The organism is Caballeronia sordidicola (genome assembly GCF_000729995.1).
GTDB classification, from domain to species: Bacteria; Pseudomonadota; Gammaproteobacteria; order Burkholderiales; family Burkholderiaceae; genus Caballeronia; species Caballeronia sordidicola_A.
Genome location: NZ_JNFG01000065.1, coordinates 1 through 23,421, shown reverse-complemented (window position 1 = coordinate 23,421; position 23,421 = coordinate 1). Strand labels below are relative to the sequence as shown.

Genomic DNA, 23,421 nt, shown 5'->3' with positions numbered 1-23,421 from the left:
TGGCCATCGATGGCAGCAAATTCAAGGCCGTGAACAGCCGTGACAGGAACTACACGGCCGGCAAGATCGACAAGCGTCAGCAGCAGATTGAGGAAAGCGTTCAGCGATATCTCGACATGATTGAAACCGCGGATCGGACCAGTCCGATAGGTTTCGATGTGAAGACCGTGCGCCTGTACGAGAAGATCGCGCTCTTGCGCCAGCGGATGCGTGAGCTCGAACAAATTAAAAAGCTGTTGAAGAAGCAACCGGACGGACAGTTATCGCTTACGGATCCGGACTCCCGTTCCATGACCAGTGGTGGCAAAAGAACTGGAACGGTTGGCTACAACGTTCAGGCTGCCGTGGACACGAAGCATCATCTGATTGTCGAACACGACGTGACGAATGTCGGAAGCGATCAAGGCCAGTTCAGCAGGGTGGCTTTGTCGGCGAAGAACGCGATGGGCAAGCCGAAGCTGAAGGTGCTGGCTGACCGGGGCTACTTCAGCGGTCCGGATATCCGCGCGTGCGAACTGGCCGGGATCAAAGCGTATGTCCCGAAACCACTTACCTCGGCATCAAGGAAGAAAGGGCTCTTTACCAAGCGCGACTTCGTCTACGTTGCAAGGAACGATGAGTATCGATGCCCCGCAGGCGAGCGCGCAATTCATCGATTCACGACGGTTGAGCATGACATGAATCTGCAGGTGTACTGGCCCAGTGCCTGCCCGAGTTGCCATCTCAAAGAGCGATGTTCGCCCAGCGCCTATCGCCGCATCCGACGATGGGAGCACGAACATATTCTGGAAGCCATGCAGCGGCGGCTCGACCGGAAGCCTGATGCGATGACCATCCGCCGAAGTACTGTCGAGCATGTATTCGGCACGCTCAAGCAGTGGATGGGTGCCACACACTTTCTGACCCGGACGCTCGGACGGGTGAGCACCGAAATGAGTCTTCAGGTATTGGCCTACAACCTGAAGCGCGTCATGAATATACTTGGGGTTGCTCGGACAATAAAGGCGATGAGGATGGCTGAAACCTAAGGCCCTGAGGGGCTTTTTTACGTTCGAGACGTTACGTTAGCGCGGACTCGACCTACCAAACTCGAATAGTCACGCTGGCGGCTCGCATCCACCGATAAAAAACAGTTTCCACACAGCCTCGGCCAGTTGCCGTCGTTCGCCATCAACGGCACTTTGTCATTCAAACGTCCGCTTCACTCTGAGATGTGACGGCCGCCTAACGGTTTCGGATGGCTAAAGGGGGTCGCGCTCAGCCGATCGCACCTTGCGGTGACTTCGCTTGCATATGCCCATCGCATGAGGCGTTACCCGGCCAAGGACGTTGGTCCACGCATCCACACAGACGTTCGAACACCGGCTCCGCCCCTGGCAACAGACCTTTGTGCGCCGATCATGGCAGTCGGGTCAGTCGATCACCCTGGACGGTCGGGTGGGATAGGCCGTAACGTTCAATATCCGGTGTGCAGCTCCCGAGACGTCCGCAGCAACGAATGGTTCTTAAGACAATCCGTGGCGTCTGGGCGGAGGTTCGCCGAGTTGTCGCCGCGCATCCGCAGAGTGGCCACCTCTGTCGGCGTATGGCATCCACACCGTGATTTCGATCGTCAAGCCGCGTTTCTAACAGCGCAAAAATCGGCTTCCCGAGGACCATTTTCTTGCGGCCGATGACTTCCCCGCCGTGTTGTTTTAGCGGCACTACGATCGAGCAGGAAGTGTCATGGCATCTGGGGGCGTTGCTTTTCACGCCGCTATGATTCAAGCCTGCTTCAGTCGAAATGGCGTGCCGCCGGTCGGCATGGTCGATCATGCGTGATCGAGAACACGGTTCGCCGCCGCGATGGACGCTATGTATGGGACTTGCTGGCTAGCACCATCGCGATACCGCCAAGAATAGTAGCGGAAGCCGCAGCGAGGCGTGGCGTGATCGCTTCCGACAGGAACGCCACTCCGCCAAACGCAGCGATCAGCGGCACGGACAACTGTACAGTGGCGGCTCGCATGGCGGTAAGCTTGCTCAGCGCCGCATACCAGATGACGTACCCGATGCCGGACGTGAGTGCGCCGGAGGCAATCGCCAGGGCGACCCCAGCCTCGTTTGCGTAGGCGCGGGCGTTGGTGATGAAAAACGCGCTCATCAAGAGGGCAAGCGGAGCCGCTCGCGCGAAATTTCCCGCCGTCGCTGCGAGCGGGTCGGCCACTCCGCGGCCGCGCAACGAGTACACACCCCATGCAACGCCCGCGATCGCCATCAACGCCGCGCCGACGAGCGGCGGTGCTGCGATACCCGGCGATACCAGGTAGACAAGCCCTGCGACTGCCAGTGCGAGACCGAGCCACGCGAGGGATCCGAACTTCTCGCCGGAGCGCAAACCCACGCTGAACATCGTCAATTGAACTGCGCCGAACAGAATCAATGCGCCTGTGCCTGCGGACAAGGTGAGATACGCGAAGGAGAAGAACGCGACGTAAGCAAACAGCATGGCAGCGGCGAGCCAATCGGCATGGCTGGGCGCATGTGGTTCTGACCTGAACCGGACGATGACGGCGAGCATGATCGCGCCCGAAACCAATCTGATGCCGGCGAAGCTGACCGGATCGATTTCCCTGCGCAGCAGCGCGAGCCGGCACAGCAGCGAATTAGCCGCGAAGGCGAGCATCGCCACCGCAGTGAGGACGGTCGTCTGGAAGATGTGCGGGCCACCGCGTGCTTCATGCATGGGTCAAAACCAGAACGAAAGCCCACGACAAAAGCGCCACGCCGAGGGGCGCGCTGAGACGCTTGCCCCAGGGAACGTTCTTTTCGATCGCCATCACGGCGGCAAGCAGGAGCATCCAGCCGAGGCTGCCGGTACCCAGCGCGAACATCAATAGCATCAACGCCCAGCAGCAGCCGACGCAGAACAGGCCGTGCTGCGCGCCAAGCGCAAACGCGTTTCGGGCCTGCGCGTGCCCACGCCAGTGCACGATGATGAAGCTCAAGGGCGTGCGGCACTTTTCAAGGCAGCGGTACTTGAGCTTGCTGAACTGAAATGCGCCAGCCAACGCAATGACTGCGACGCCGATCAGCCAGCCGTGCCAGGCCAGGCTGGGTACGCTGGCGAGCAGGGACAGCACTGCACTGTGAAGTGCATGCGCCAAAAGTCCGAAGGCTCCCCACACCGTGATGTAGCCCAGGCCGAGCAGCATAAGAAGGCGCGCATGGTCAGGGCGCCCCGCCGTCAACCGGTCGAAAGCATTGAACAACGGCAAAGTGGTCGGCAGCATCATGGCCACTGTCATCAGGATCCATGCGACTGCGTAGAGCACCACGGGCACGACCACGTCGCCCGCGGGAACAACACGGCAAAGAAATGCCGCCGGTCCCGACGCTGTCCAGTCACCATGTTCCATATAGCGCCCGTATGGACTGCGCGCCCACGCCCATAACACCACCCACGCGAGCGCAATCAGCGCAGACAGGACCGGCAGGAACACGTGAACATGGCGCGAGGCGCGGGCTGGCGGTGGGCCGGCCATCGGGCTCATGCGTCGAAGACGAACGTGCTCTGCAGGGCGTTGTGATTTTTGATGTCGAGGTCGATGCCGAGTGCGGGGTTCTTCGATCGATAGGTCGGGGCCTTGCCGACAAACACCGGAGCGCCGGGCACTGTCGAGAACACCGTGTCGGACAGCGTGGTCTGGGCACCGGTCGCGCCGAGATAGGGTTCGAGTTCAGCGTAGTAGTTGGTCCCGATCTCAAGTTCGCCTTTGCCTGCAACGACAGTGAAGCGGATCGGCGCTCGCTCCACGGATACGACCTGGCCGATGAGCTTGGCGAGATCGGCGACCGGTCCGCCGGCCTGGCCGGTGTAGACCTTCAGCAGTGCCTCTTCCTGCTCCTTGGTGGCTTGGTCGTCGACATAGATCGCGGCAGTCCAGTTGCCTTGCAGGATGTTGCCGGGTACATGGGCGACGGCCGCGATGGTATTGCCGGCCACATCGACGCCGTCGACCGTCCCCTTGTCTATACGCCACGCGACAATGGTGTCGCAAGTACCGTTGTCAGGGTCCTCGCCGATCCAGCAGGGGCAAAGCACCTTGCAGTTGCAAACTTCCAGCAGACGACCTTCCAGGTGATAACTCATACGAACCTCCATTGAAGGCACGCGAACACCAACTTGCCGCCGCAGGGCGCGGCTGCAAGAACGATTAATTCTCCCGCCGCGAGTTGGCAATAGTCAAGTTCGTTGACGGCCACGCTGTTCGATAACGGTCAGGCCAGCGGTTGTGCAAGGTCATTGCGTCGTTCAACCCGGGTGATGAAAGGGGTCGATTCTTTCCTGTTTTATTTTTACGATTAGCCGCCACACCACAACCGTAGCGCCAAGAACTACGCCCCCGTGCGCGCCACCATTCAGGCTTCTGTCCGCGTGGCGTCTTGCACCGACGTCTCGCCAAGCGCTAACGCGCTCGCCTGTTGGGCCTCCTCTGCCTGCCAGCGGCGACGTGAGCGATACATCGTCCTGAGCGCGAGCCGCGCCATCTTGACCCAGCCGAGTGGCCTCGGATCGGCGAGCATGCTGAGCGCGCGGGCGTAGTCGAGGGTCAGGCCGGGCGTCCATGCCATCGTTGCCGCGCGTTTGCGCACCTGAGCGGCGACCCACAATTCGGGCGTCGACATCACCCGCATTAGCGGTTTCCAGCCGCCGGACTTTGCCCACACCCGCGCCGACGCACCTTCGATCGCCGCTTCAAGCGCGCGCGCCACCGTGCTCGAACAATTGCGATACGTCAGGTTATAGGTCGTGTCCTGCCGATACGCGTCCCAAAACCGTTGCAGACGTTCCGGATCGTAGTTGCGGATACGTACCTTGACGGTCGACTCGCACCACGCATTCGCCTCGGTCCGGTAGTCCGGTTGGAAGACGCCCGGAATGTCATTTTCCCGCGTCGCACGCAGCAGGCGGGCGAATTCCTCGGGCGATCGATCGATTTCAGTGCCCGGATACAAGCTGATATAGATGCCTTCGGGCGACTCCAGCGCCGCGTGGCCGGTGGATATTGCGCCGTTCCGGTCAACGGCCGCGATATAGCGGTTCACGATCACACGTGGCTGCGCCTCGGCCTTGGTGGTGGCGGCCGGCGTCCACACGTGAATGGTGAGAGCGCGTTCGTCGTCCGATGGCGGGCCGTCCCATTCCGTTACGCCCGAAACAGGACTGCGAAGCTCCGTTTCGGACGCAACAGCAGGTGTCGACACGAAATCGGTCACCCCGGGGTTCTGCTCCATCCGGCGCACGCGCATGGCGAGCAGGATCATGTTCCAGCCGCCGAACAGCAGACCAAGCGACACGCAGTATGGAATCGTCCCCGCATACCGCACGGGATAGGGCAAGTAGAAGATGAACGCCACCACCATCTCGAACACGCCACCCGCGATGGCGAGACGCCAGCGCCGGAACCGCACGATTCTGGCGGAAATGATCTGCAGTATGCCGTCTGCGAAGAAAAGCGTGCCGAAGATCATCGCGAGGATAAAGTTGGCGTGCAGCGTGCCGATCAAGATCAATGCGGCGGCCAGCGTGAAGGCCGAGCCCTTCACATAGCGCAGCGTGCGCTGGCCGCCCATGCCGGTCCACGCGACGGCCAGCGTCGAGAGGCCTTCCAGAAGCAACAGGAAAGCGAACGGCTTGAGCGGAAAGTAGAGCGAGCCGTCCATCATGTCGATGAACACTTCGACGCCCAGCGCGACGCTGAACCATCCCGCCACCATCAGCGCCTTCCATCGCGCGCGCAGATAGTCGACGCCGAGAAGGATCATGACCAGTCGAACCATGAAGGACCTCCGGGGCTGTGGCACCGAGCGGCGCGGATCGTTTCAATATAGCAGCGCGGTTCGAAGCGCGGCGCGATGGCATGCTTTGAGAAGGCAATTTTGCGTGACCAGGTATTTAATGGCTTATATACCCGCTGTGGACGCTCGCCGTGTGGCTGTACTGAACTCCGGCGGCGGCCTTCCCCTAGTCGTCAAGGGGACGGCCGAAAGTCGTTGCTGGACCGCCGCCTAATCTTTATCAAGCGAATGAGCGAGTTAGGTCGACTACTGAAATTCGACGAGGGGCGACGTTCGGCCAAAAAGACCTGTCGCCATATCGGAGAAAGCAACGCGCGCTGAAGCGCACCACCGCCAGGAAATAGAAACCGTCGGCCTCTCCTCTCTAACAATCCGAGCGATCGAGATACCTCGTCGTTGCGCATCTCACTTACTAGGCTTGCCGCGCCCATATGCCGAATAAAATGGCTGTGCCACCGAGAAATCCCGCGCCGGCTACCGCAAGGATGCGAGCGACCAGCGAAACCGCGAAAATGACGACGGCGGCAACAAGCATAGGCGCAGCCTCGCCCATACGATTTACTTTGAGGCCCACGATTTTTCGTGTAATCGAATCCCACCATGCTTCAAGGGTCGAGAAATCTCCAGCGCGGCGTAACACTGCATGGACCGTCATTCCGGCGACGAGTCTTGGCCAGCCAGCGACCCGCATGCCCTTATATTCGCAACCGGCGACAATCGCGTTAAAGGAAGTGTAGCGACCCGATTTGAGGGTGTACCTACTGACGTCGCTTATGTCTTCCAATACGATGGTTTGTCTAAACACGTCTCTTTGTTTTGCCCGAAATGTCGCGGTGGGATCAAGGGCGCCTGTCGCCGGGCGCGGCGGACACATCGTCCTGATGTCGGGATAACGGTTAGAGAACAGCAAACTTGACGCGCCGCGCATCAACAATAGGTGTTGGGCCTGAAATTCCATGAAGGAATTTTCGACAGCAGGATACGCTCGAAAGGACACACCAAAATTTGCCGCCACAAAGACTATTCAATGACGCCCGACACTGATCCGTCTGTTGATGCAATCTGCCCAAGGCGAAGGCTCTTCGGCCTTCAGCGATCATGTAAATGGTCAGTCGTTGATTGGCAGTCCCGCAACCAATGCGATTCCATTCGCGGCCTGCTCACCTACCGCATTCGAAACCTCTTCGATAGAACGAAAGCCGGTAAACAACCAATATAGCCAAGTGTCTTCTTCGATCTTGAAGCTGGTATCGCCCACACTGACGACTCCGCTAAGATGATCCGCGCCGTCGAAGAAATTTAGAAATACGCGCGCAGTATCGGACCTGCTTCTAACGCCTGTAATGTGAATAGTTACTGGAACACCGTTCGGATCAATCTTAAGCCCGAGGTGGGCTGCTTTCATGTAGAACGCTGACATCATCGAATTGCGGACCCACGGTGTCACCAAATTCCCGTTGGCATCGATCTTCGGTGCTTGGATCCCGTCAGAAATCAGTTGTTTCGTCTGGACGCTAGCGGAATGCTGCGCGTCAATATTAGGGACAGTTGTCAGGCATCCCGCGAGCAACATGCAAGTGAGTATGAGAACACAGGCCAGACTTTTGTTTTTCATGGCAGTGCCGTGGGTTGAACGGTCCATCTTGAACCGCGGTGGGTCGAAGACTGTACTAACGGCCGACAACACACTTTCTTTAGTTTCACAGCCCGTCGGCTTGCCTGAAGGCCGCTTTCGATCCGGACAAACAGCAGCTAGGGTCGCGTACTGCCGATCGACTGCGGTCAGTGACGGGCCATCAAGGGTCCGTCGTCCGTCGCGTCACCCGGACATTCGGATGGCCGCTGCGCCCATCAAACGGCCATTCGACTGCCGGAGATGAAGGTTGCTTCATAGAGCACCACTCCGGTCAGCCGAGGCTGCCGATAGTTAGCCGATCTTGAACCGGTCCAGAAAAATCGAACACGCGCTGACCTTGAGGGTTGTTCTACGCCTGCCGGCACGCGGCGCAGCATGTTCACAGTCATGGCGACCACGGCGGGCATCCAACAAACCCTCAACGAGTCAGGACAGTCGTACAGGCGTCAACGAGAGGCGCGCAGTTCAAAGCCAGGTGCCGCCCTGCCGTTCGGTGGGCTCTTGTGCAAGGGCGTCGAAATCGTGAATCCAGTCCAGATGATGCAGCAGGCTGTCGCGTGCGCGAAGGCGGGCGTTGCGCGCTTGCGCCTCGGGTCCGTCCGGCAGATGCAACACGTCAGCCGTCGATATCGATGCGTATTGGACCTTGCGCGTGCGGCCCCGCCGCAACCGCTCGTAGGCCTCCTGCGCCTCGCGCCAGCGACCCGGGCCCGCCTTGGCCAGCTGCGCGGCCAGCACCACGGCATCTTCGATCGACTGATTGGCGCCCTGGCCATGGTGTGGCACGAGCGCATGCGCGGCATCGCCGATGAGCGTCACGCGGCCTTTGCTCCAGCGCCCGAGCGGGGGACGATGGAACAGGCCCCAGCGCTGGCTGATTGGCTCCGCCGTAATCATCTGCACCACCGCCGGATGCCAGTCCTTGAACAGGCGCAGCTGCTCACCCTCGCTCGCCGGCGTGACCCAGTCGCGCGACGGCCACGGCGAGGGATGGCGCTCGACGAGCAGAAAGTTCTGGTCGCCTTTGTCGCCGATCGGATAATGAAGCAGATGGCCCTGTGGTCCGATCCAGAACTGAATGGCCTCGGGATCGGGCAGCAGATCCATGCGTCCAGCCGGCACCACGCCACGAAAGCCTGAGCAGCCCGAATACAGGGCGTCATCGTAGCCGAGCATCCAGCGCCGCGTGATCGAGCGCGCCCCGTCCGCGCCGATCACCAGATCGGCGTCGACGTGCCGGCCATTGGCGAAACTCAGACTCACACGATCCGGATGCTGCACGAGATCGGTCAGCCGATGGCTGAGATGGATGCGCTCGAGGCCGACCGCGGTCGACAGCACGGCCTGCAAGTCCGCGCGGTGTACACCCCAATAGGACCCGCCGAACTGCTGGCGATAGCTCGGTTCGCCGCGATGCTGTCCAATCACTTCGCCGCTGCGCCCGTCCCGATAGACCAGCGCGGGTATTTCAGCGCACACCGCGTCGAAGGCTGCGCGCAGTCCCATGCGCTCGTAAAACCGCGTCGCATTCGCCGACAGCGCGACTGCCGCTCCGACCTCGCGAAGCTCGTCGGTCTGCTCGTAGAGCTGCGCGTCGATGCCATGTTCTCGCAGTGCGAGCGCGAGCGTGAGGCCGCCGATGCCAGCACCAATTATTGCGATCTTCAGATCCAGTTGTTCCATGGTTTGTCTCCAGTATTCAGACTGTGTTTGAGTCGGCACGGTACGCATACTGTGTTGAAGTCGGATGCGTGTGCCGTATCTGAATTCTCGGCACTGATCGTTCATTTCACAATAAAATGGGATGAATCTGCATCATCACCGAAATCAATGAGCCCGGGATACCCGCGTCATGAAGCTAAGCGAAGTTGATCTCAATCTGCTGCTGCTTTTCCAACGGTTGATGCAGGAGCGGCGCGTATCGACCGTGGCCGAGCAGATGAACATGAGCCAGCCCGGCGTCAGCAACGCCCTCGCCAAACTGCGTCGACGGCTCGGTGACCCGCTGTTCGTGCGTGGCCCGGGAGGAGTGGTGCCCACGCCGTTCGCGTTGCGCCTGGCAGAGCCGGTTTCTCAGGCGCTTGCGATCCTGCACGCCGCACTCAATCCCGAGACCGGCTTCGATCCGCTGCGTGTCACGCGCACGATTACCATCGGCATGACCGATATCGGCGAGGTCGTCTTTCTGCCCGCGCTTGTCGAACGACTGTCGCGCGAGGCGCCGGGCATCGCGCTCAATACCGTTCGCGACACGAGCGTCAATCTGAGCAACGAGATGGCCGAGGGCCGGGTCGATCTCGCCATCGGCCTGCTGCCGCAGCTCAAGGGCGGTTTCTATCAGCGCCGCCTGTTCGATCAGCGGTATGTCTGCCTGTTCAGGCGCGGCCATGCGCTCGAAGATGCGCCGCTCACGCTCGCTGCCTGGCGTGAAGCCGAGCATCTGGTGGTGGTGTCCGCCGGCACGGGACACGGTCAGGTGGACGATTGGCTGAAACGGCGAGGCGTGCAGCGCCGGGTGCGATTGACGGTGCCGCACTTCATGAGCGTCGGCTACATCCTGCAACGCACCGATCTGATTGCCACGGTCCCGGAGCGACTGGCCTTGCAGCTGGCCGCGCCGTTCTCACTGAGCCTGCGCGCATTGCCCTCGACGTTGCCCGCCGCGCCGATCCATTTGCTCTGGCATGCGCGAGTCCAGCGAGACGAAGGCAATCGCTGGCTGCGCGGCGTGGTGATCGACCTGTTTGCGGACTCGGCGATGCAAACGCGCAGAACGAAGGTCGTGCAAAAAAGCTCGTAGTTTGAAACAAGAGCGGGTCGAGAACGGTCCTCCAGTTGCTGGACGATAACAACGTGCGGTATATAGACCAATAGCGTTGAAGATCAAAGGCGGCGGAACGCTCGTAGCTTGGTGGCTATCCGCGGCGGCACGACCGCGTCATGATCCGTTGTTGGTCGTTCGCTCGCGTGTGATGCATTTCGCCGCGAATGACGCCAAGAAATTCACGGAAAACCACCCGTACGATGAAAAATTTTCATGAGCTGTTAAGCCGCCGCCAGTTGCTGGCCTTGGTAGGCAGAGCTGCTGGTGGGGCTGCCATGTACCAGGCGATGAACACGCTAGGGTTTGCGGCGTCGTCGGCGTATAGCGGCCGGATCGAACTGGATGGTGCGCCCAAGGGCACAAAAATACTGATTCTCGGCGCCGGGATGGCCGGGCTTGTAGCCGCGTACGAATTGAGAAACGCGGGCTACTCCGTCAAGGTTCTGGAATACAACAACCGCGCAGGCGGGCGTGCCTGGACTATTCGCGGCGGAGACGAATACACCGAACTCGGCGGCGCCACTCAGCGGTGCGAGTTCGACAATGGCCTTTACATCAATCCTGGGCCATGGCGTATTCCCTACAATCATCATGCGGTGCTGGACTATGCGAAGCGGTTGAATGTCCCACTTGAACCATTCGTTCAGGTCAATTACAACGCCTATCTTCATTCAAGTCGAGCCTTCGATGGCAAGCCGCAGCGCTATCGGCAGGTTCAAACAGACTACCAAGGCTACATTGCTGAGTTACTCGGCAAGGCGGTGAACAAGTCACAACTTGACGCCGCGTTGACCAACGAAGATCAGGAAATGCTGCTCGAGTCTCTCAGAAGCTGGGGCGCGCTCGACAAAGATTTTCGCTATGTCTCAGGCATGGCGTCAAGTGAGAGACGAGGCTTTGCTGTTGGCTATGGCGGTGGCCTGATGCCGCTGGCAGTACCGTCTACGCCGTATAAACGGGACGAGTTGATCAACTCGCGGCTTTGGCAATGGCTGTCGTCCGGAAACCAACAGGAATTCCAAAGCTCGATTTTTCAGCCGGTTGGTGGCATGGATCGCATTGCGCAGGCGCTATATCGTCAGGTTGCGGGCGTCGTGCAATTGAGCGCTAAAGTCACGAAGATAAACCAGAGCGAACGCGGCGTGAGCGTGACCTACGTCAATGCGAACGGACAGGGTGGCCTGCAAACGGCTAAGGCGGATTGGCTTGTTTGCACGATACCTTTGTCAATATTGAGTGAGATCGAAATCGCGGTTGGCGAACCTATGCAAGATGCTATTCACGCGGTGCCGTATGAAACGTCGGTGAAGATCGGTCTGCAATTTAAACGCCGCTTCTGGGAACAAGACGAACATATCTACGGCGGAATCACCCACACTGATTTGCCCATTTCGACCATTGGTTATCCAGCGAGCAATTACGGTAGCAACGGCAAAGGCGTGTTACTGGGTGCTTATGTATGGGGCGCGAACGCGTACGAACTCGGCGCGCTGCCGCCTGAGCAACGGGTTCGAGTTGCCGTCGAGCAGGGAGCGCAAATTCACGCACAGTATCCGGGCGAATTCGAGTCCGGGATTGCTGTTAGCTGGAGCCGTGTTCCTTTTACCAATGGTTGCTTCGGGGCCTGGACGGACGTCGCGAGAGAACGGCACTACAAGAACCTGTGTCAAATTGACGGTCGCATCGTTTTGGCAGGCGAGCATGCATCGTATATACCTGCATGGCAGGAGGGTGCCGTATTGTCGTCGCTCGATGCAATTGGTCGACTGCATGCACGAATCAGGGCGACGGTATGAGCGAACTTGCCATTCGCGCGGACGCTGCATTTGCCAATGCGTTTCAGACCGCGCTCAAGGCCGCTTCAGCGTGGCTGATCGTCGGGCCGGCAATGACTTTTGCCGCCGAGCCAATTACTGACGTCATGCTTTCCAGCGGAGGTGGTTTCTCGGAACAAGACGGGGAAAGCCTCTATCGTGCAAGTTGCCAGGCATGTCACATGTCGCAGGGCGAGGGTGCGAGCGGAGCCGGCCGGTACCCGCCGCTAGCCAACAACGCTCGACTCGCATCCGCGACCTATCCTGTTATCAACGTGCTGCACGGACGTGACGGAATGCCTGGTTTCGCCGGATATATGAGTGATCAGCAAATCGCGATGGTCGTCAATTACGCTCGAACGCATTTTGGCAATAACTATCCTGATGCGGTAACCCCGGACGACGTCAAAAAACTACGCTAATTATTAGCCTGGTTTAACGACGGCTACATGTCCAGGTATTCCTTGCTTTGCACTCCGCGGCGCTCTCGCGTCGCCCTCGCGTCGCCCTCGCCGCGCCGTCGCCGCGCCCTCACATAACCTAGCCGAACGTCTCTTCAGGGGCGGTTTATGCCCTTTGCGCCTGACGCGCGCCAGAGGCGAACGTCGCGCTCGGTCGTGGGATGCTGAACGGCCATCCAGTGCCTTTCGAGGTTGCACAGCGACCGTCTGTTTACGCGCGATTACCAAGCCTTCGTACGGGTATTCCGCGTTCCATAGGTTCCGGAATTTGATCGTTGTTATTCACTGCGACTTCTGATATCGGTGGGAAGCTAGACCATTACGGGGGAATCGCTATGCCCAACAGCGCACACGTTATGTGGCGATGGCGTGCAAGGACATTAGCAGGCGCTACTGCAATCCACGCCATCGAAGCTATCTTCGCGGTTATTGTTTTTAGTTTAACTAGCGCGAATGCATCGGCGCAAAGCGCCGATGATGCGAACAAAAGCAACAACCCCCTCAATCTGGCACCGTCGTTCAATCTCCAGGATTACTACAGTCCAAGCCTGTTCGGCGTAAGCGCGCATACGAATGATTTGCTGCTGCGCCCGACCGTTCCTATCGGGCCGGTAGGTCCTATCGGTGTTCCTCAAATTTTTCGCGCGACCATACCGGTTAGTACCCGACCAGGCCCCACTGGCGGAAACAACACTGGCCTCGGCGACATCAACCTGTTTGACATCTTCCTTCTATCGCAGTCGGATATTCAATTCGGCGTCGGACCTTTAATCACTTTGCCCACCGCCACGGATCCAAGTCTCGGCACCGGAAAGTGGCAGGGTGGCCTGGCGGCGGTCGCCGTCAGTGCTACCAAAGCTCGCTTGCTTGGCGCTCTTGTTCAATGGCAGCACTCGTTTGCCGGTCAGAGCGACAGGCCGACGACCCAGTCGCTAACCGTCGAGCCGTTCGGCATCTTCAACCTGCCTGGTGGCTGGTACATCCGCTCCACCGGCATCTGGACGTTCGACCTGCAACACGGCAGCTACTACATCCCGGTAGGTCTGGGCGGGGGCAAGGCGTGGAAGAGCGGCTCTACTATCTATAACGCGTTTATCGAGCCGCAGTATTCGGTCGCGCACTCGGGTGCGGGCGTGCCGCAATTTACGATTTTTGCCGGTCTGAACATGACTTTCGGCAAGTGAGAGCCATGCCGTCACTCGACAAACGATCGACAGTGATCGACCGTCCCTGGCGAGCACATAGGGCCATGCCCAGGCACCCGTAAACGTACTATTTCGAGGCAACATGAAACTGACTGAACGCATCCGGCATCAGGGCGCTCTCCTCTTCGTGGCATCTGTCGTTGCAGCGTCGGCGTCGGGTCAGCAGGTCAACTACCGGGAGGAATTGCTCGGCAATCTTCCGGCGCCAGAGTATGAGCAAGGGATTCCAACTGCTGCCACCGCGCAGCGCATGCTCGACCAGTTGTTGTATCAGCGTGCTGTCCAGATGTATCTGTGGGCGCTGCCGGCGGTCGGAATGCAGCAGTATCGCGTCGCGAATGCTAGTGCGATGGGCGGTGGCTCGGACGACTACAAGGTGGGGTATCTCGGTGACTTGTTGAAGAGCAGTCTGGTCCATCTTACCGGCAACCCTGATTCGGTCTACGTGGACTATTTCTTCGACACGTCGAAGGGTCCCATCGTGCTGGAAGTGCCGCCCACACTGCCCGGCTTTCTGGACGATATGTGGCAGCGGCCTGTGGTCGATGTTATTCAGCCCGTATCGCCGAGTGGACGGTATCTGATTGTGCCGCCGGACTGGAAAGGTACCGCACCTGCCGGCTTTGTCGTCGCGAAGCCGCAGACCTACGTGAGCTGGTTGCTGCTGCGGGGAAACGTCGGCAAGGATGGCGATACAGCGGTGGCTGTAGCAGACATCAAGAAACTCAAGATTTATCCGCTCTCGGAACTCGGCAAGGCACCGTCACGTCCCTTGCAGTTTTTCAACATCAGCGATGCAAAGATCGACCGGGTTCCGCCCGAAGGTTTGCCGTTTTTTGAGCGGCTCGGTGAACTGGTCGAGCACGAACATCCCTTCATGCAGGACCCTTACAACATGGGGATACTCAGTGCGCTTGGCATGGAGTCCGGTAAGCCGTTCAAGCCTGACGACCGTACCCGTCAGATTCTGACACTCGCCGCGGAGACCGGACAGGGGATGGCTCGAACGCTGACGTTCCGAAACGAAGCCGATAAAAAAATCTGGCCCGACCGGAAGTTTGTCATGCCATTCATCGGCGGCGATCCAAACTTTACGGTGAATGGGCGCGTGCTGCTAGATGCACGTGCCTACTTCTTCTATGCAGCGTGTGGAACGAGCAAGCTGATGACCTCAAAAACGCCTGGCGTCGGTCAGGCCTATCCTTCCGGCGAGATGACTGGGGACGGCCAGTATCTCGCTGGCGACAAGACGTACAAGCTTCACCTGCCGCCGAAAATCCCGGCCAAGCTCTACTGGTCCATCACGCTGTATGACACGCAGACCCGTTCCATACTGCCGAACGGCACCACAGCAGCGCGGATTTCGAGTTTCACGAATCCGGTCACCAATCCCGACGGCTCTTACGACCTTTACTTTGGTCCGACGCCGGTTGTGGGCCATGAGCAAAACTTCGTGAAGACGGTTCCGGGAAAAGGCTGGTTTTTCCTCTTCCGTCTATACGGTCCCGAGGAGGCTTATTTTAACGGACAGTGGAAGCCGGGTGACTTGGTCGAGGTAAAAAGCGACGGCGATTGAAGGCGGTCCTTTGAGCGCAGTCAGTACGTCCACTGCTTCGTACCCCTTGATAAGCCGGCCTCAATGTGACTTTCGGCAAGTACGAGGCTGCATCAGCACGCAGGGAAAAAGCGCGACGGTAGCCGTTGATATGCGGCGAGCATAAAAGGGCGGCGCTCAGCCGCTCGTTCAGAGCCAGATTCTTCGAGGGTAACCATGAAAATGACAAAGCGGGAGTTCAACACAACCCTCCTTGTTGCTGCCACGGCGGCATTCGGAAGGAGCGCGGCGATGGCGCAAACGGTGCAGCAAAGCGCATCCGGCTCAACAAAATCTTCGTCACAAGACCTTGCATTTCGCGCGTTTCGGCCTTCTCCTGCGAAGAGTTGGGACGAACAACTTGTCTACCAGCGCGGCATCGAAGCGGTCATCTGGGCCATGCCCGCGGTCAGTATGGCCTTCTTTCGCGATAGTGCCTTCACAGCGTACGGCATTACCTATCACAACATCATCGCTTTCTCACATCCAGCGCAGCCGCGTCACGAACTGCTGACTTCGAACGCACAGGTGCCTTATGTCTTTACTTTCTTCGACCTGCGCGACGGCCCGATAGTCATGGACGTGCCAGCTTCGAACGACAAGTCTCTGCTTTACGGGCAGGTCGTAGATGCCTGGCAGGTCAGCATCGCGGACATTGGGCCATCCGGTGCAGACAAGGGAACGGGCGGCAAGTATCTGTTCACTCCGCCCGGATGGAAGGGCGCAGTTCCACACGGCTATCTACATGTTCCGTCGCTTAGCTATCGCCTGAACATGATGCTGCGCTCCGTCAAGCGCAGCAACGCAACCGATACCGATGCAGAAGCCTATTCTCATCGACTGCGCATCTATCCGCTCGCGCAGGCCGGCAATCCGCCGCCTACCCGGTTTGTCGACGGTTTTCCAAAGGCTTGGGACAGCCTGCCGCACTACGATATGCGCTTCTATGAATACATCGAAGACCTGGTGACTGTTGAACCGCTGCGACCACGTGACAAGGTCATGATGGGAATGCTTGACAGTCTCGGCATCGTGCCCGGTAAGAAGTTCGAACCGAGCGCACGTAATACGGACATTCTCAAACAATCTGTGGTGGACGCACGTGCATTTCTCGAAGCGTTCTTCGAGGATTGGGGCAAGGCAATGTCGAAGTTCTATCCGGACCGCCAATGGGGCTACCTGGCGATCGACCCGAAGCATCTGCAAGAATTCAGCTACGAAACGAACACGACGCTTTACTACGATGACCGCGCTGGCGGCATGTTCTACGGAGCGACCTTCCTGCCGAAAAGCCTTGAGGGTGGAGGCACGTTCTATCTCTGTTCGCTTCGCGATTCGGAGGGCAACATGTTCAAGGGCGATGGCGTCTATCGGATGCGCGTGCCCAAGGATGTTCCCGCGCGAGATTTCTGGGCCCTGGTTGCGTATGACCTCGACAGCAAGTCGTACATTTTCAATGAGCTCGACCGCGGAGGACTCTCTTCCTACGACAAGGACAAGATGAAGCTCAACACTGACGGAAGCGTTGATCTCTATCTGTCGGCAAAAGCACCGGAAGGTTTGGAGAACAACTGGATTCCAACCTCGGGCCGAGACTTCTTCCTGTTTTTCCGCTTTTATGGTCCGCAGAAGGCGGTGTTTGACAAGAGCTTCGAACTGCCCGACGTTGAAAAAATGGGTTGACCGGGCCGGGACGTGCACGCCCGCCAGCGTCCGATTCCACCCGAACTGCGGTCGTTCGAAAGGACTGGTCAAAGGGCTGTAGTGAGTCGGGTTGCGGCAGTCACGAACTATCGCCTACTGTGCATGTGCTTTGTGGAAGCACTCGGGCGAATCGATTTGCCAGTCAAGACCTCAACGGGTTTTGGAGTAAATTGGACAGCGTCGAATGCGACGAGCGCTGCAACATTCGCATTGCGCGCACTGGCGAACGCTCAAGGACGACGTCACATGGAGGCGAGAATGCAAGCCAAACGCACTGCCACGGTGCTGCTGTTCGTTCTCGCATGGATGAGTCACGCGTATGGGCAGGGGGAGCGTCTGACCGATGCACAAATTGCTGGCGTCGTTTTCGTGGCGAATCAGGCGGAAATTGCAGCAGGAGAGTCAGCGTTGCGCAGAACCCAGTCCAGGAGCGTGCAGGCCTTAGCAAGGCGGATCGTGGCAGAGCATGGGCAGGTCAATCAGGAGATCATCGCACTGACGCAGAGACTGGCAGCAACCCTGCAACGAAGTGCGACGAGCGACGCACTAACGAATCAGAGCGTTGACGATCTGGCGAGACTCAACGAAGTCGAAACGCGCGGATTCGACGAAGCGTACCTTGATCGCGAGGTCACCTACCTTCAGCAGTTGGTCAAAGCTGTGGATACCTTCATTCGGTCCGCGACGAGTGTGGAATTGAAGATGCTCCTGGTCCGATTTCGCCCGTTCTTCATTCTTCATCTCGACCAAGCTCAACGATTGAAATTGGCGATAGGCACTCCGGAAATCGGGCGATAAGTCAGGGCAAGCGGACACTTCCTTGAGGGGTTTGTTCCCAATGACGGCGATGGGCGGACATACGCGGTGATTCCTCCGGCGCTGTGAATCGCACGTGCGGTGACCAACCCGAGATTATCGACAAAGGGGGGTTCTTTTGCATAGGCCGCGCTGAAGCAAAGGGCATTTCCCGGACATCAAACTATTCATCGAATTTTCGTGCAACTGTTTATGCGGAGGCCTTCGACTAGCCAGGTGCATCAAGATGAGTCTCGAATAAATTTGGCGCCGCTATGATCGTAGCTTCAATCGAAAAGGGGATTCGCCAAAATCATACGCAAGGGTTTTCACAAGGACATGGATAGTTATTCCGCGTTTGAGGAAGCCGATCACAAGACAGAAACCGGTCTCTCGGGATACCTGAAGCAGCGGCGTATCGACACCGTGTTTGTGACCGGACTGGCGACTGATTTCTGCGTTGCGTGGACCGCAATGGACGCCCGCAAAGCGGGGTTCGAGGCTTACGTCATTGAAGACGCAACGCGTCCGATTGACCTCAATGGCTCACTTGCGGCTGCGCGAAAAAACATGGATCGCGGGGGCGTAATGCGGATCCAGTCAAAGGATATCTTGTCGACGTGAGCGGACGGCTCAGATTACTGCCCCGGATATCGCACAGCCATGCATAACAAGGTTGTGCCTTGGGTGTCCAACGTGCCCAATAATATTTCAATATTTGGCTGACAGGCTGTCCGCGGCCAGTTTGAGCCATTCGACATAACGATGTAGATCGTCGACAAAGCTTGTCTTCGCCACCGAAGGTCAGGTGATTGCCGAGCACGACCGGCGCATTAACCGCAGTCACGACCCCGGCGAAACCATTTAGGACTGGCGTCACTGCCTGGCAGTTCTGCAGCGCAAACCTGAGCGCTTCGCAATGGCGCACGCTTCGCCGAGTTTCCAGCCAGCTCCGCAAGTTGCAGGTGTTTTTGAAGCATCCTGGCGGGGACCGCGAGATGGTCGAGATTCTGGCGCTGGTCATGCTGCACGACGAACAGATGGTGCTCGCAGCCGTCGAGCCGGTGTCCGAAGCCGGCGCCCCAAACAAGCAAACGGTGCTGAACATCCTGAGCCGGCTGATCGACAGCCCGCCTGTGCCGCCGCTGCAGACCTTGCACACTCAAGGCGAGCCCCGGCCAACGTGTGCCGCTACGGCCGTTTGAGGGGCCGGGAGGACACCTCACGCCGACTGATGAATGCAAGGTCGCGTCGAAGGCTCCGCATTTTCCGACGTCGCCCATTTTCGGTTATTTGAAAAGGCTCTTCAGGTTTCCGAAAACCAAGTCAAGCTGCTGTGAATGCCGCGACTTCGCTTGTCAAGGCGTCGATCGCGCTGCGTACGCGTTGGGGCAAATGGGGCGTTGCCGGCCAGATCAACGAGATGTTCGACACGATGGCGCCTGCGGCTGGGAGCACTTCCACGAGTTCACCGGCCCGAAGCCGGTCACGTACTAGCCAGTGGGCCAGCCAGGCCAAGCCAAAACCCGCTGCGACAGCATCAGAGATTGCTTCGATATCGTTGAGGTTAAGCTTTGCCGGCGGTGTGACGTAACAGGGCGAACTGCCCGTCCGTAGAAACGACCACGACTGAACCCGCCCACGCCGACCATAAGCGATCGATTGATGAGCCGCAAGATCGGCCAGTGTTTCCGGTGTGCCATTTTCCTCGAGATAGCGAGGTGACGCGCACACCAGCATGCGTTCGGTAGCAATCTCGCGGGTCATCAGGCCGGCGCTTTGTCCTGGAGGACCATTGCGAACGCAGAGATCGAATCCGTCGTCGACAAGATCGACCAGCCGGTCGCTGAAATGCATATCCAGTTCGAGTTTTGGATGCGCCGCGGAGAGTCGCAAGAGGATCGGCGCGACACATCGGCGGCCGAACAGCACGGGCATCGATACACGCAATCTGCCGCGAATCTCGGTGCGACCGGAGTCCATGAGATCCTGGCCGGCGCGTAACTCGACGAGCGCGCGCTGGCAATACTCGTAGAACGATTGACCGTCTTCAGTGAGACTTTGCGTGCGGGTGGTCCGATGAAAAAGCCGCCCGCCGACGCGCTCTTCAAGGCGCGAGACCGCCTTCCCCACAGCGGAGCGTGACAGATTCAGCCGACGCGCCGCATCGGAAAAACTGCCGGCTTCCACCACGGCGACAAAAGCGGGAATGTCATTGAATTCTTCGGTCACGACTATCCTTTTTGTAGCCTTTAGAGCGCCAGTATGGAGAAAATATAACCGCACTGTAGATCAAAAATCGACGATACGATAGGTGATCGACTCAGATCAGCGAGTTCAAACGTCACTTTGGAGAATTGAAATGATTGATCGCCGGCATTTTCTGGGAGTCACGCTTGGCTCCTTTCTAGTCGCCAGGATGGCCGAGTCCAAACCGCTCCCTGCTTCAACACGGTTAAGCGAACTCGGTCCGGAGAATCAGACGCTCGTCGAGCGCACGGGTCTGTGGGACGTGATCGAGACGGTGTGGCGTTCGCCGTCAGCGCCGCCTGAGACAACGACCGGACTGGTCGCCGAGCGTCGCTTGATTGGCTCGATGCTGCAGGAGTTCCTATATACCGCCAACGACCGCGCGGCGATCCTGCGGATTGATTATCTGAGTTTCAATCGGGTTGAAGGCCGGTGGGATTATGTATCGATGGATACTCGCGCCGCAGTCGGCATCATGCCGGCGTGGAGCTTCGCGCGAGGCGATGCGGACAATATCACCCTCAAGTTCGAGCCATTCGCCTTGCCTGGCGAGGGCGAAGCAGTCTCTGGCCAGATGTTGCGGATGGACGAAGTCATCAGCCATCAGGGACTTGACCGGGACAGGAAAGACCAGCATTTCATCATGGCGGACGGAACTGGGATGGCATGGCTCGCGCATCAGTACTCGTACACGCGTCGGGAGCGGCAATAGGTTGCCCGCTGGGTTGCTCAAGGCAGAACTCGCAGAACGTGAAGTGCGCTCACACCCGTATCAGACCCGCGACCACGATCCTAAGGACAGTCGTAGCGTCGGCTTCACACTCCTGCGGCTGAAAGGGCCTCTACATTGCGGGTGAACGGAATTCGTTGGACTGGGCGTCCTCAAAAATCAAGGACTTGCCAACAAATTCGGTCACGCGCCAGATGACGCGGAACCGAATAATCTGGACTCGCCGGATTTGTGACGCGAATTCGTTGGATTTGCCGGAGTGTGAGAGTGGCCCGCGTTGCGCCGGTTGCGAAAGGCAGCGTGCGGCCACGAAGAGACGCTCGCTTGGTTCGTCGCCAAGACATATAGCCGGCTTCTCCCCTTCCGCAAGCAGTCACTCAACTGCCAAGAGCCGACGAGATTCATCAGGCATTGGCGACATCGAGGCGGACTGAGCAGTGCGGTGGTGTTTCGCGCGCCTCAGCCCAATTATTTCAGTCGCCCCAGCGCGCGAATTGATGCCCGGACCATTGCGTAAAGGAACAAGATCATGTCGAGGCCCAGCAGGACCGATGCGGCGATCTGAAACGTGTACCAAACGAACGAGCCGGGTACTACAAGTCCCCAATGCTCGAGAATGCTGGCAATCCAAGTTAACAGCACAGCGCACAGCCCAATAATCAAAAACTGGACAAAAACAATCGCTATGTCTCGCGTGAAAAAAAAGCGCCTTACGAATTGATCGTCCGACGCATAGTCGTCGGGAATTGGACGAGGCAAGGCATATCTCCTCGTGATGCTGAAAGCAGCGCTTTCTAGCCACACACCTACGGATGAGACAAATGGTGGATATATTTTGTGGCGGATTCTGGTCTTGTCTAACATGTCATCCCCACTTACTTCGCAAGACGCAGCGTTAGTCCGTAGACGAAAAATACTAACTCAACCACGAGCGAGAAACCCTCAGCAAATATAAGGGCAAAATAGCCACTGAGAATCATCTTCACGGCAACGCGCCATTGTTCGTCCGCGATCGCGTCGATGAGACTGTCAAACGAAAATTCGTGAACCAGTCCGAAATAGACGAGGATGTGGCGGATGGCGTGCAGCACCCCTATGCCGATGGCGACGACAACGAACTCCCACCATGCGACCACAGACGCACGCAAAATGCGGCGGCACTCGCCAATAAATGACTCGGCTTCGGGTTTCGCGGCTGGTTCAACCGGGGGAGGCGCACCCGGAGGATCGTCCGTTGACATCCTGCCCTCATTCAGGAATAGATACGGCTTCAGTGTAGTCTGTTCACCCAACACTTTCCAAGTGCTTCACCTCATATGAGCACGGTCGCGTGACAATCCAGCGACGGCTGCAACAAAGGGCGTGGAGCGCAACGCGGCCGAGGGTGTGTGGAAACTGTTTTTTGTCGGTGGATGCGCGTCGACAGCGTGACTATTCGAGTTTGGTAGATCGAGCTTTCGCTAACGTAACGTCTCGAGCGCAAAAAAGCCCCTCAGGGCCTCAGCTTCCAGCCATCCTCATCGCCTTTATTGTCCGGGCAACACCAAGTATATTCATGACGCGCTTCAGGTTGTACGCCAATACCTGAAGACTCATTTCAGTGCTCACCCGACCAAGCGTCCGGGTCAGAAAGTGTGTGGCACCCATCCACTGCTTGAGCGTACCGAATACATGCTCAACGGTACTTCTGCGGATGGTCATTGCATCAGGCTTCCGGTCGAGCCGGCGCTGCATGGCTTCAAGAATATGTTCGTGCTCCCATCGTCGGATGCGGCGATAGTCGCTGGACGAACATCGCTCCTTGAGATGGCAACGCGGGCATGCACTGGACCAGTACACCTGCAGATTCATGTCATGCTCAACCGTCGTGAATCGATGAATTGCGCGCTCGCCTGCGGGGCATCGATACTCATCATTCCTCGCAACATAGATGAAGTCGCGCTTGGTAAAGAGCCCTTTCTTCCTTGATGCCGAGGTAAGTGGTTTCGGGACATACGCTTTGATCCCGGCCAGTTCGCACGCGCGGATATCCGGACCGCTGAAGTAGCCCCGGTCAGCCAGCACCTTCAGCTTCGGCTTGCCCATCGCGTTCTTCGCCGACAAAGCCACCCTGCTGAGTTGTCCTTGATCGCTTCCGACATTCGTCACGTCGTGTTCGACGATCAGATGATGCTTCGTGTCCACGGCGGCCTGAACGTTGTAGCCAACCGTTCCGGTTCTTTTGCCACCACTGGTCATGGAACGGGAATCCGGATCCGTAAGCGACAACTGTCCATCCGGTTGCCTCTTCAACTGCCTTTTGATTTGTTCAAGCTCACGCATCCGCTGGCGCAAGAGCGCGATCTTCTCGTACAGGCGCACAGTCTTCACATCGAAACCTATCGGACTGGTCCGATCCGCGGTTTCAATCATGTCGAGATATCGCTGAACGCTTTCCTCGATCTGCTGCTGACGCTTGTCGATCTTGCCGGCCGTGTAGTTCCTGTCACGGCTGTTCACGGCCTTGAATTTGCTGCCATCGATGGCCACCATGTCGCTGGATAGTAGCTTCAGTCCGCGACACAGTT

20 protein-coding genes and 2 pseudogenes are annotated in these 23,421 nt (G+C 58.3%); 11 read left to right on the top strand and 11 right to left on the bottom strand.

The window, feature by feature from the left end; all coding sequences use genetic code 11:
* Positions 1 to 1,028: IS1182 family transposase (locus FH08_RS0133240; RefSeq protein WP_035567761.1), on the top strand; the 1,028-nt coding region annotated here is incomplete at its 5' end.
* 824 nt (positions 1,029 to 1,852) lie between these two features.
* On the opposite strand, the gene FH08_RS0133235 is transcribed toward FH08_RS0133240, so the two are convergent.
* The 7 genes from FH08_RS0133235 to FH08_RS0133205 form a co-directional block, all read right to left on the bottom strand.
* On the bottom strand, positions 1,853 to 2,725 hold the full coding sequence (locus FH08_RS0133235; protein WP_031362504.1) for a DMT family transporter: 873 nt from the start codon (positions 2,723 to 2,725) through the stop codon (positions 1,853 to 1,855).
* Positions 2,718 to 3,533 (bottom strand): DUF2182 domain-containing protein, encoded by an 816-nt coding sequence (locus FH08_RS0133230; protein WP_031362503.1) that lies wholly within the window; start codon positions 3,531 to 3,533, stop codon positions 2,718 to 2,720. The genes FH08_RS0133235 and FH08_RS0133230 overlap by 8 nt, the downstream gene beginning before the upstream one ends.
* Positions 3,530 to 4,132, bottom strand: coding sequence for a DUF1326 domain-containing protein (locus FH08_RS0133225; RefSeq protein WP_031362502.1), 603 nt, complete (start codon positions 4,130 to 4,132; stop codon positions 3,530 to 3,532). The genes FH08_RS0133230 and FH08_RS0133225 overlap by 4 nt, the downstream gene beginning before the upstream one ends.
* A 269-nt stretch (positions 4,133 to 4,401) precedes the next feature.
* Positions 4,402 to 5,823 carry an HdeD family acid-resistance protein gene (locus FH08_RS0133220; RefSeq protein WP_031362501.1) on the bottom strand — a complete coding sequence of 474 codons (1,422 nt, stop codon included), beginning with the start codon at positions 5,821 to 5,823 and terminating at the stop codon, positions 4,402 to 4,404.
* Between the two features lie 430 nt (positions 5,824 to 6,253).
* Positions 6,254 to 6,799 carry a hypothetical protein gene (locus FH08_RS0133215; RefSeq protein WP_031362500.1) on the bottom strand — a complete coding sequence of 182 codons (546 nt, stop codon included), beginning with the start codon at positions 6,797 to 6,799 and terminating at the stop codon, positions 6,254 to 6,256.
* Between the two features lie 150 nt (positions 6,800 to 6,949).
* Positions 6,950 to 7,456, bottom strand: coding sequence for a hypothetical protein (locus tag FH08_RS0133210; protein WP_031362499.1), 507 nt, complete (start codon positions 7,454 to 7,456; stop codon positions 6,950 to 6,952).
* 486 nt (positions 7,457 to 7,942) lie between these two features.
* Positions 7,943 to 9,160 (bottom strand): FAD-dependent monooxygenase, encoded by a 1,218-nt coding sequence (locus FH08_RS0133205; protein WP_031362498.1) that lies wholly within the window; start codon positions 9,158 to 9,160, stop codon positions 7,943 to 7,945.
* 169 nt (positions 9,161 to 9,329) lie between these two features.
* Here FH08_RS0133205 and FH08_RS0133200 point away from each other — a divergent pair, with 169 nt between their 5' ends.
* The 9 genes and pseudogenes from FH08_RS0133200 to FH08_RS51460 all read left to right on the top strand — a co-directional run.
* Positions 9,330 to 10,277 (top strand): LysR family transcriptional regulator, encoded by a 948-nt coding sequence (locus FH08_RS0133200; RefSeq protein ID WP_031362497.1) that lies wholly within the window; start codon positions 9,330 to 9,332, stop codon positions 10,275 to 10,277.
* 188 nt (positions 10,278 to 10,465) lie between these two features.
* Positions 10,466 to 12,097 carry a flavin monoamine oxidase family protein gene (locus FH08_RS0133190; protein ID WP_235210576.1) on the top strand — a complete coding sequence of 544 codons (1,632 nt, stop codon included), beginning with the start codon at positions 10,466 to 10,468 and terminating at the stop codon, positions 12,095 to 12,097.
* Positions 12,094 to 12,537 (top strand): c-type cytochrome, encoded by a 444-nt coding sequence (locus tag FH08_RS0133185; RefSeq protein ID WP_063771251.1) that lies wholly within the window; start codon positions 12,094 to 12,096, stop codon positions 12,535 to 12,537. The genes FH08_RS0133190 and FH08_RS0133185 overlap by 4 nt, the downstream gene beginning before the upstream one ends.
* 374 nt (positions 12,538 to 12,911) lie before the next feature.
* Positions 12,912 to 13,760 (top strand): hypothetical protein, encoded by an 849-nt coding sequence (locus FH08_RS0133180; RefSeq protein ID WP_235210575.1) that lies wholly within the window; start codon positions 12,912 to 12,914, stop codon positions 13,758 to 13,760.
* 103 nt (positions 13,761 to 13,863) lie between these two features.
* Positions 13,864 to 15,357, top strand: coding sequence for a DUF1254 domain-containing protein (locus FH08_RS0133175; protein WP_051888728.1), 1,494 nt, complete (start codon positions 13,864 to 13,866; stop codon positions 15,355 to 15,357).
* A gap of 195 nt (positions 15,358 to 15,552) precedes the next feature.
* Positions 15,553 to 17,058, top strand: coding sequence for a DUF1254 domain-containing protein (locus tag FH08_RS0133170; protein WP_051888727.1), 1,506 nt, complete (start codon positions 15,553 to 15,555; stop codon positions 17,056 to 17,058).
* Positions 17,059 to 17,337: 279 nt separating this feature from the next.
* The gene (locus FH08_RS0133165) at positions 17,338 to 17,877 is read left to right on the top strand and encodes a DUF4142 domain-containing protein (protein WP_031362491.1); all 540 of its coding nucleotides are present in this window, start codon (positions 17,338 to 17,340) and stop codon (positions 17,875 to 17,877) included.
* A 309-nt stretch (positions 17,878 to 18,186) separates the two neighbouring features.
* Positions 18,187 to 18,498, top strand: a pseudogene (locus tag FH08_RS0133160) (isochorismatase family protein); the annotation flags it as partial.
* Positions 18,499 to 18,655: 157 nt separating this feature from the next.
* Positions 18,656 to 19,171: pseudogene (locus tag FH08_RS51460) on the top strand (hypothetical protein); the annotation flags it as partial.
* A 29-nt stretch (positions 19,172 to 19,200) separates the two neighbouring features.
* Here FH08_RS51460 and FH08_RS0133145 read toward each other — a convergent pair.
* Positions 19,201 to 20,106 carry a LysR family transcriptional regulator gene (locus FH08_RS0133145; protein ID WP_031362488.1) on the bottom strand — a complete coding sequence of 302 codons (906 nt, stop codon included), beginning with the start codon at positions 20,104 to 20,106 and terminating at the stop codon, positions 19,201 to 19,203.
* Between the two features lie 130 nt (positions 20,107 to 20,236).
* On the opposite strand from FH08_RS0133145, the gene FH08_RS0133140 reads away from it, so the two are divergent.
* A complete protein-coding gene (locus FH08_RS0133140; RefSeq protein WP_031362487.1) occupies positions 20,237 to 20,836 on the top strand; it encodes a hypothetical protein in 600 nt (199 codons plus the stop codon).
* A gap of 486 nt (positions 20,837 to 21,322) precedes the next feature.
* On the opposite strand, the gene FH08_RS0133130 is transcribed toward FH08_RS0133140, so the two are convergent.
* The 3 genes from FH08_RS0133130 to FH08_RS0133120 all read right to left on the bottom strand — a co-directional run.
* A complete protein-coding gene (locus FH08_RS0133130) occupies positions 21,323 to 21,718 on the bottom strand; it encodes a hypothetical protein (RefSeq protein WP_152602974.1) in 396 nt (131 codons plus the stop codon).
* An 11-nt stretch (positions 21,719 to 21,729) separates the two neighbouring features.
* Positions 21,730 to 22,095, bottom strand: a complete 366-nt coding sequence (locus tag FH08_RS0133125) for a hypothetical protein (protein WP_031362484.1) — start codon at positions 22,093 to 22,095, stop codon at positions 21,730 to 21,732.
* 259 nt (positions 22,096 to 22,354) lie between these two features.
* The coding region (locus tag FH08_RS0133120; RefSeq protein WP_035567763.1) for an IS1182 family transposase at positions 22,355 to 23,421 on the bottom strand (1,067 nt) is incomplete at its 5' end.

Bases quoted from the DNA above. Each gene is read 5' to 3' on its own strand.
- FH08_RS0133235 (WP_031362504.1), bottom strand. From the start codon at position 2,725: ATGCATGAAGCACGCGGTGGCCCGCACATCTTCCAGACGACCGTCCTC.
- FH08_RS0133230 (WP_031362503.1), bottom strand. From the start codon at position 3,533: ATGAGCCCGATGGCCGGCCCACCGCCAGCCCGCGCCTCGCGCCATGTT.
- FH08_RS0133225 (WP_031362502.1), bottom strand. From the start codon at position 4,132: ATGAGTTATCACCTGGAAGGTCGTCTGCTGGAAGTTTGCAACTGCAAG.
- FH08_RS0133220 (WP_031362501.1), bottom strand. From the start codon at position 5,823: ATGGTTCGACTGGTCATGATCCTTCTCGGCGTCGACTATCTGCGCGCG.
- FH08_RS0133215 (WP_031362500.1), bottom strand. From the start codon at position 6,799: ATGGAATTTCAGGCCCAACACCTATTGTTGATGCGCGGCGCGTCAAGT.
- FH08_RS0133210 (WP_031362499.1), bottom strand. From the start codon at position 7,456: ATGAAAAACAAAAGTCTGGCCTGTGTTCTCATACTCACTTGCATGTTG.
- FH08_RS0133205 (WP_031362498.1), bottom strand. From the start codon at position 9,160: ATGGAACAACTGGATCTGAAGATCGCAATAATTGGTGCTGGCATCGGC.
- FH08_RS0133200 (WP_031362497.1), top strand. From the start codon at position 9,330: ATGAAGCTAAGCGAAGTTGATCTCAATCTGCTGCTGCTTTTCCAACGG.
- FH08_RS0133190 (WP_235210576.1), top strand. From the start codon at position 10,466: ATGACGCCAAGAAATTCACGGAAAACCACCCGTACGATGAAAAATTTT.
- FH08_RS0133185 (WP_063771251.1), top strand. From the start codon at position 12,094: ATGAGCGAACTTGCCATTCGCGCGGACGCTGCATTTGCCAATGCGTTT.
- FH08_RS0133180 (WP_235210575.1), top strand. From the start codon at position 12,912: ATGCCCAACAGCGCACACGTTATGTGGCGATGGCGTGCAAGGACATTA.
- FH08_RS0133175 (WP_051888728.1), top strand. From the start codon at position 13,864: ATGAAACTGACTGAACGCATCCGGCATCAGGGCGCTCTCCTCTTCGTG.
- FH08_RS0133170 (WP_051888727.1), top strand. From the start codon at position 15,553: ATGAAAATGACAAAGCGGGAGTTCAACACAACCCTCCTTGTTGCTGCC.
- FH08_RS0133165 (WP_031362491.1), top strand. From the start codon at position 17,338: ATGCAAGCCAAACGCACTGCCACGGTGCTGCTGTTCGTTCTCGCATGG.
- FH08_RS0133140 (WP_031362487.1), top strand. From the start codon at position 20,237: ATGATTGATCGCCGGCATTTTCTGGGAGTCACGCTTGGCTCCTTTCTA.
- FH08_RS0133130 (WP_152602974.1), bottom strand. From the start codon at position 21,718: ATGTTAGACAAGACCAGAATCCGCCACAAAATATATCCACCATTTGTC.
- FH08_RS0133125 (WP_031362484.1), bottom strand. From the start codon at position 22,095: ATGTCAACGGACGATCCTCCGGGTGCGCCTCCCCCGGTTGAACCAGCC.